The sequence below is a fragment of the Flavobacterium sp. genome, from assembly GCF_043720215.1.
Taxonomy (GTDB): Bacteria; Bacteroidota; Bacteroidia; order Flavobacteriales; family Flavobacteriaceae; genus Flavobacterium.
The window spans coordinates 1-7,213 of sequence record NZ_JAYSSZ010000266.1; the positions used below are offsets into that span (position 1 = coordinate 1).

Here is a 7,213-nt window from a genome sequence, read left to right on the forward strand (position 1 = left end):
GACTACAAAGGACAAGTAGCAAAACGTATTAACGAAAAAATGCCTCTAGCAACTGTAAAAGGATTTCGTAAAGGTGCTGTGCCAAAAGATTTAGTAGAAAAACAATACGGAAAAGCTATCAAACAAGAAGAAGTTAAGAAAGTTGTCGATTTAGCTTTAGAAAGATTTATCACTACCGAAAGATTAGCGCTTCTTGGAACTCCATTAGCAATAGAAAAAGAAATTTTTAACTGGGAAGTGGAAGAATTAACTTTTCAATACGAAATAGGATTAGCACCATTTTTCACTTTAGATCTTGATGTAAAAACTGATGTAGTAAAATATATCGTGACTGCTGATGATAAAATGATCGACGGACAAGTAACACGTATTCAAAAACAATTTGGAAAAGCAATTCCACAAGATGTTGTTTCAGAAAAAACAGAAGTTTCAGGAATTTTTACAAACGAAGAAAAAGGAATAAATAATCCTATTACTATTTCTTTAGATATTTTTAAAGACAAAGCAACAGCTAAAAAATTCATCGGAAAAAAATCTGGCGATGTAGTTACGGTAAACACAAAAGGTTTATTCGAAGATGATCATCAGTTGATGGATTTCCTAAAAGTAAGTCATGATGATGTACACGGACTTGAAGTTGATGTAAACTTTACTATCGAAAACATTAACGAAACGGAACCAGCAGAATTAAACCAAGAATTGTTTGATAAACTTTTTGGCGAAGGAAACGTAGCTTCATTAGCTGACTTGAAAGCAAAAATAAAAGAAGATGCTGAATCTCAGTTTGCAGAGCAAGCTGAACAAAAACTAACAGATGATGTGATTAATGCTTTAATCGAAAATACAAAATTCGATTTGCCAGAAGCGTTCCTAAAAAAATGGTTACAAACTGTAGGTGAGAAAAAATTATCACCAGCAGAAGCAGAAGCAGAATATTACCGTTCAGAAAAAGGATTGCGTTTTCAGATGATTGAAGGTCGTGCTTTGGCTCAAAGCGATATCAAAATTAATTTTGAGGATTTAAAATCTTTTACATCAAGATCAATCCGTCAGCAAATGGCACAATTCGGACAAACAAATCCAACAGAGCAAGAAGTAGAAGGAATTGTAGCAAGAGTTTTATCTAACCAAGAAGAAGTAAAAAAATTGTCTGAGCAAGTAACAAAAGACAAACTAATGCAATTATTGGTAGAAAAAGCAAATCCTACAACAAAAGAAGTTACTTATGAGCAATTTGTTGCAGCTATGTACGGCGAATAAATAATAAAATAATTAGTATATTTGAGCGTCTGAATAATATAATTCAGACGCTTATTTTTTTTAAAGTTTTTAAATTTTAAAAAAACAATAAGACAGTTTGTCACATAAAATAAAAGGTACGAACTTTGCTTTAAGATTAAAAAACTATAGGTTTTAGTCCAACAACTTTAAACTTTTAAATACATAAACTTTTAAACTAAAATTTAAATGAACTACGGAAAAGAATTTAAAAAATTTGCAACTAAGCACCAAGGTGTAAACGCAATGTATTATGATAAAATAGTGGGTGCAATGACACCAACAAACATGACACCATATATTATAGAAGAACGTCAGTTGAATATATCTCAACTAGATGTTTTTTCTAGATTAATGATGGACAGAATTATATTCCTAGGAACAGGAATAGACGATCAAATTGCAAACATCGTACAAGCACAATTGCTTTTCTTAGAAAGTGCCGATGCTAGTAAAGATATTCAAATCTACTTAAATTCTCCAGGCGGAAGCGTTTATGCAGGATTAGGAATTTACGACACGATGCAATACATCAAACCAGATGTAGCTACAATTTGTACAGGAATGGCGGCTTCTATGGGAGCAGTTTTATTATGTGCAGGAGCTGCTGGAAAACGTTCGGCTTTACCACATTCTAGAGTAATGATTCACCAGCCATCAGGCGGAGCGCAAGGTGTTGCTACTGATATGGAGATTAATCTACGTGAAATGTTGAAACTAAAAGATGAATTGTATAAAATAATATCACACCATTCAGGACAAACTTTCGATAAAGTACATGCTGATTCTGAAAGAGATTATTGGATGATTGCCGACGAAGCAAAAGAATACGGAATGATTGATGAAGTGTTGAGAAGAAGTTAAATACAGGTTCAAAGGTTCAAAGGTTCAAGGTCAGAGTTTCTGCCTTTACAGCTTTGTAACTTTGCAACTTTGCAACTAGAAATAATGGCAAAAGAAAAATTAGAATGCTCCTTCTGCGGAAGGAAAAAACCAGACACAAACCTGTTAATTGCTGGAATCGATTCGCACATATGTGATAAATGTATCGAGCAAGCGCATGGAATTGTTCTGGAAGAATTAAAAACAAGTGGAGTTTCACGTGAAGTTTCAGATTTAGTTTTGCAAAAACCAAAACAAATCAGAGCTTTTCTAGATCAATATGTTATTGGTCAAGACCAAACAAAAAAAGTAATGTCTGTAGCAGTTTACAATCATTACAAACGATTAATGCAACAAAACGATCATGACGAAGTAGAGATTGAAAAATCTAATATTATCATGGTGGGACAAACTGGAACAGGAAAAACATTAGTAGCAAAAACCATTGCAAAAATGTTAGATGTTCCGTTAGCAATTGTTGATGCAACAGTACTTACCGAAGCAGGATATGTAGGAGAAGATGTAGAAAGTATTCTTACTAGATTGCTTCAAGCAGCGGATTATGATGTAGCTAAAGCCGAAAGAGGAATCGTTTTTATCGATGAGATAGATAAAATTGCTCGTAAAAGTGATAATCCATCTATAACTCGTGATGTTTCTGGAGAAGGTGTTCAACAAGCATTATTGAAACTTTTGGAAGGAACCGTTGTAAATGTTCCACCAAAAGGAGGACGCAAGCACCCAGACCAAAAATTTGTAGAAGTAAATACTCAAGATATTTTATTTATTGCTGGTGGCGCTTTTGATGGTATTGAAAGAATTATTTCAAAAAGATTAAACCGTCAAGCGGTTGGTTATAGTACTTCAAAAAATGTCGATAATATAGATAAAGACAATTTACTGCAATATATTATTCCAAAAGACATTAAAGATTTTGGTTTAATTCCAGAAATAATTGGACGTTTACCAGTATTGACACACATGGATCCTTTAGATAGAGAAACCTTGCGTGCTATTTTGACACAACCTAAAAATGCTTTAATCAAACAATATCAGAAATTATTTATGATGGATGATGTTGAATTTAATATTACCGATGAAGCATTAGATTTTATTGTCGATAAAGCATTAGAATATAAATTAGGAGCTCGTGGATTGCGCTCTTTATGTGAAGCAATCTTAACTGATGCTATGTACGAATTACCAAGTTCAGATGATAAAATTCTGAATATAGATAAGGAATACGCACATCATACACTGACAAAAAATTTATTGAAGCGATTAGAAATTGCATCTTAGATTTTTACGAATGTTATATAAAAAAACAGGCAATTGCCTGTTTTTTTATGGTTTTATTTTTCGTTTTCTGAACAGTTATAATAAACTTTGCAACTCAAAAACTTTAAACTAACTTTGCGGCATGTTTCAACTAGGCAAAACCATCGTATCGGAAGACATTCTTCAAAAAGAATTCGTATGCAACTTATCAGCTTGTAAAGGTGCTTGTTGTGTAGATGGCGATGCAGGTGCGCCATTACTTGATGAGGAAACTAAAATTCTAGAAGAAATTTACCCAAAGATAAAGCACTTGCTTCGTCCAGAAGGAATTGCTGCAATCGAAGCGCAAGGAACCTGGCATATCGGAGTCGATGGAGATCAAGAAACTCCGCTTATTGACGAGAAAGATTGTGCCTATGTTATTTTTGATGGAAAAACTGCACTTTGTGGCATAGAACAAGCCTACAATCAAGGAATAATCGATTGGAAAAAACCAGTTTCGTGTCATTTGTACCCAATTCGTGTCAAAGATTTTACCGAATTTGCAGCTGTAAATTATGACAAATGGGATATTTGTTCTCCAGCTTGTTCATTAGGAAAAGAACTTGAAGTTCCCGTTTACAAATTTGTAAAAGAAGCACTTGTTCGTCGCTTTGGCGAAAACTGGTATGCCGAACTCGAGAAGGTTGCCGAAGAACTAAAAAACGAATAATTTTTAGTTTTTAAGCGCAAAATAAAATCCCTTATTTTACAATACCTTACCTTTTTTTGCGTTTTTAAATAACTGATTTACAATTATTTATTAATTTTGTTAATCTGGTTTGCAAAACAGAGCTTTGTTAAAAACTCAAGGCGATTGTGAATAACTATCTCTTTCATTTATAGATTCAAATTCCAATCTTTGTAAACCCCAAATGTTACAAAAATCAATTTTATAATACAATAAAAACCAATAAACTATGGCTGCCGTAGAACCAATTTTGCAAGAAAACAAAAATCGCTTTGTGATTTTTCCAATAAAACACCACGATATTTGGGAATGGTACAAAAAAATGGAAGCTAGTTTCTGGACTGCAGAAGAAATTGATTTGTCTCAAGATTTAAACGATTGGAATAATAAACTGTCTGATGACGAACGCTATTTTGTAAAACATATTTTAGCTTTTTTCGCTGCATCAGATGGTATTGTAAATGAAAATTTAGCAGAAAACTTCGTCAATGAAGTGCAATATGCTGAAGCGAAATTCTTTTATGGTTTTCAAATCATGATGGAAAATATTCATTCTGAAACGTATTCACTTTTAATTGACACTTATGTGAAAGATGAAGTTGAAAAAGATGAATTATTTAATGCCTTAGAAGTTTTTCCAGCGATTAAGAAAAAAGCTGATTGGGCATTGAAATGGATAGAATCTGATTCGTTTGCAGAGCGTTTAATTGCTTTTGCAGCGGTAGAAGGAATCTTTTTTTCGGGTGCATTTTGTTCTATTTATTGGTTGAAAAAACGTGGGTTAATGCCAGGATTAACCTTTTCGAACGAATTGATTTCTCGTGACGAAGGTGTTCACTGCGATTTTGCAGTGCATTTGCATAACCATCACTTAGTTAACAAAGTGCCAAAAGAAAGAATTAGAAGTATTATTGTTGATGCTTTAAATATTGAAAGAGAATTTATTACAGAATCATTACCTGTTTCCTTAATTGGAATGAATGCTGTACTAATGACGCAATATTTAGAATTTGTTGCTGACAGATTACTCGTAGAATTAGGTTGTGATAGAGAATACAACACATCAAATCCTTTCGATTTTATGGATATGATTTCGTTACAAGGAAAAACGAACTTCTTCGAGAAAAAAGTAGCCGAATACCAAAAAGCAGGTGTGATGAATACCAATTCTGAAGCGCAAAAAATTAGTTTTGATGCTGATTTTTAGAAAGTAAATAAATACCACTAAATAAATACCGAAATTTTCAGTAAAGCCCCCAAATCTGAAAATTAGCTTAGCCCCGATAGCAGTGGAAATCCCACGCTTTTTAGCGTGGATTGAAGCGGATAGCGGGATTAGCTTCCAAAAAAGATTACAAATAACCCGAAACTGCAAAGGGATTTGCTTTTTCACAAAACAAACAAATTATGTACGTAGTAAAAAGAGATGGGCACAAAGAGCCCGTAATGTTCGACAAAATCACAGAAAGAATTAAAAAACTGTGTTACGGATTGAATGATTTAGTAGATGCTGTAAAAGTGGCTATGAGAGTAATTGAGGGGCTTTACGATGGTGTTTCGACATCCGAACTTGACAATTTAGCGGCAGAAACTGCGGCTTCTATGACCATTGCACATCCAGATTACGCGCAACTAGCGGCGAGAATTGCGATTTCAAACTTACACTCTAATACGAACAAATCTTTCTCGGAAACGATGAACGAAATGTATCATTACGTGAATCCTAGAAATGGGCAAGAAGCGCCACTTTTGTCGGAAGAAGTACATAAAGTTATTCAAGAAAATGCTGAATTTTTAAATTCACACATTATATATACAAGAGATTTTAATTACGATTATTTTGGTTTCAAAACTTTGGAACGTTCTTATTTGCTGAAAATAAACGGAAAAATTGTAGAGCGTCCGCAACACATGTTAATGCGTGTTTCGGTTGGAATTCACCTAAATGATTTAAAATCGGTAATAGAAACTTACGACTTAATGTCTAAAAAGTTTTTTACACACGCTACACCAACATTGTTCAATGCTGGAACACCAAAACCGCAAATGTCATCTTGTTTCCTTTTGGCAATGCAAGATGATAGTATCGACGGAATTTACGACACGTTGAAACAAACAGCAAAAATTTCGCAATCGGCTGGTGGAATTGGATTGTCTATTCACAATGTTCGTGCAACAGGTTCTTACATTCGTGGTACTAACGGAACATCAAACGGAATTGTACCTATGTTACGTGTTTTCAATGATACAGCTCGTTACGTAGATCAAGGAGGAGGAAAGCGTAAAGGAAGTTTTGCAATTTACATAGAAACTTGGCACGCCGATATTTTCGATTTCTTGGATTTGAAAAAGAATACAGGAAAAGAGGAAATGCGTGCAAGAGATTTATTCTTCGCGATGTGGACATCAGATTTATTCATGAAGCGTGTCGAAGAAAACGGAAATTGGACCTTAATGTGTCCTAATGAATGTCCAGGATTATATGACGTGCACGGAGAAGAATTCGAAGCGCTTTACAAATCGTATGAAGCAGCTGGGAAAGGAAGAAAAACAATCAAAGCACACGAATTGTGGGAAAAAATTCTAGAATCACAAATTGAAACTGGAACACCATATATGTTGTACAAAGATGCAGCAAATCGTAAATCGAACCAAAAAAATCTAGGAACCATTCGTTCGTCGAACTTATGTACCGAAATTATGGAATACACATCCAAAGATGAAATTGCTGTTTGTAACCTAGCATCACTTTCGTTACCAATGTTTGTTGAAAACGGAAAATTCAACCACGATTTACTATTTACCGTAACTAAAAGAGTCACTAGAAACTTAAACAAAGTTATCGACAGAAATTATTATCCCGTAATTGAAGGAGAAAATTCTAACAAACGCCACCGTCCAATTGGCTTGGGAGTGCAAGGTTTGGCCGATGCCTTCATTATGTTGCGTTTGCCGTTTACAAGTGACGAAGCAAAAAAACTAAATCAAGAAATTTTCGAAACTTTATATTTCGCAGCCGTAACCGCATCTATGGAAATGGCAATC

At 34.2% G+C, this 7,213-nt stretch carries 6 protein-coding genes; all 6 read left to right on the forward strand.

Annotation, left to right across the window (positions count from 1 at the left end; genetic code table 11):
* Positions 1-1,260, forward strand: a 1,260-nt coding sequence (locus ACHZC3_RS11815) for a trigger factor (RefSeq protein WP_394760055.1), incomplete at its 5' end; no start/stop codon positions are given.
* Between the two features lie 207 nt (positions 1,261-1,467).
* Positions 1,468-2,142 carry an ATP-dependent Clp endopeptidase proteolytic subunit ClpP gene (clpP, locus tag ACHZC3_RS11820; RefSeq protein ID WP_394760057.1) on the forward strand — a complete coding sequence of 225 codons (675 nt, stop codon included), beginning with the start codon at positions 1,468-1,470 and terminating at the stop codon, positions 2,140-2,142.
* 84 nt (positions 2,143-2,226) lie between these two features.
* Complete coding sequence (clpX, locus tag ACHZC3_RS11825) at positions 2,227-3,459, forward strand: ATP-dependent Clp protease ATP-binding subunit ClpX (RefSeq protein WP_394760058.1); 1,233 nt, start codon at positions 2,227-2,229, stop codon at positions 3,457-3,459.
* A 121-nt stretch (positions 3,460-3,580) separates the two neighbouring features.
* Entirely contained in the window at positions 3,581-4,150 is a 570-nt protein-coding gene (locus ACHZC3_RS11830) for a DUF3109 family protein (RefSeq protein WP_394760059.1), read from the forward strand.
* A 247-nt stretch (positions 4,151-4,397) separates the two neighbouring features.
* Positions 4,398-5,375: a ribonucleotide-diphosphate reductase subunit beta gene (locus tag ACHZC3_RS11835; RefSeq protein WP_394760060.1), complete on the forward strand. Its 978-nt coding sequence runs from the start codon at positions 4,398-4,400 to the stop codon at positions 5,373-5,375.
* Positions 5,376-5,575: 200 nt separating this feature from the next.
* The coding region (locus ACHZC3_RS11840) for a ribonucleoside-diphosphate reductase subunit alpha (protein ID WP_394760061.1) at positions 5,576-7,213 on the forward strand (1,638 nt) is incomplete at its 3' end.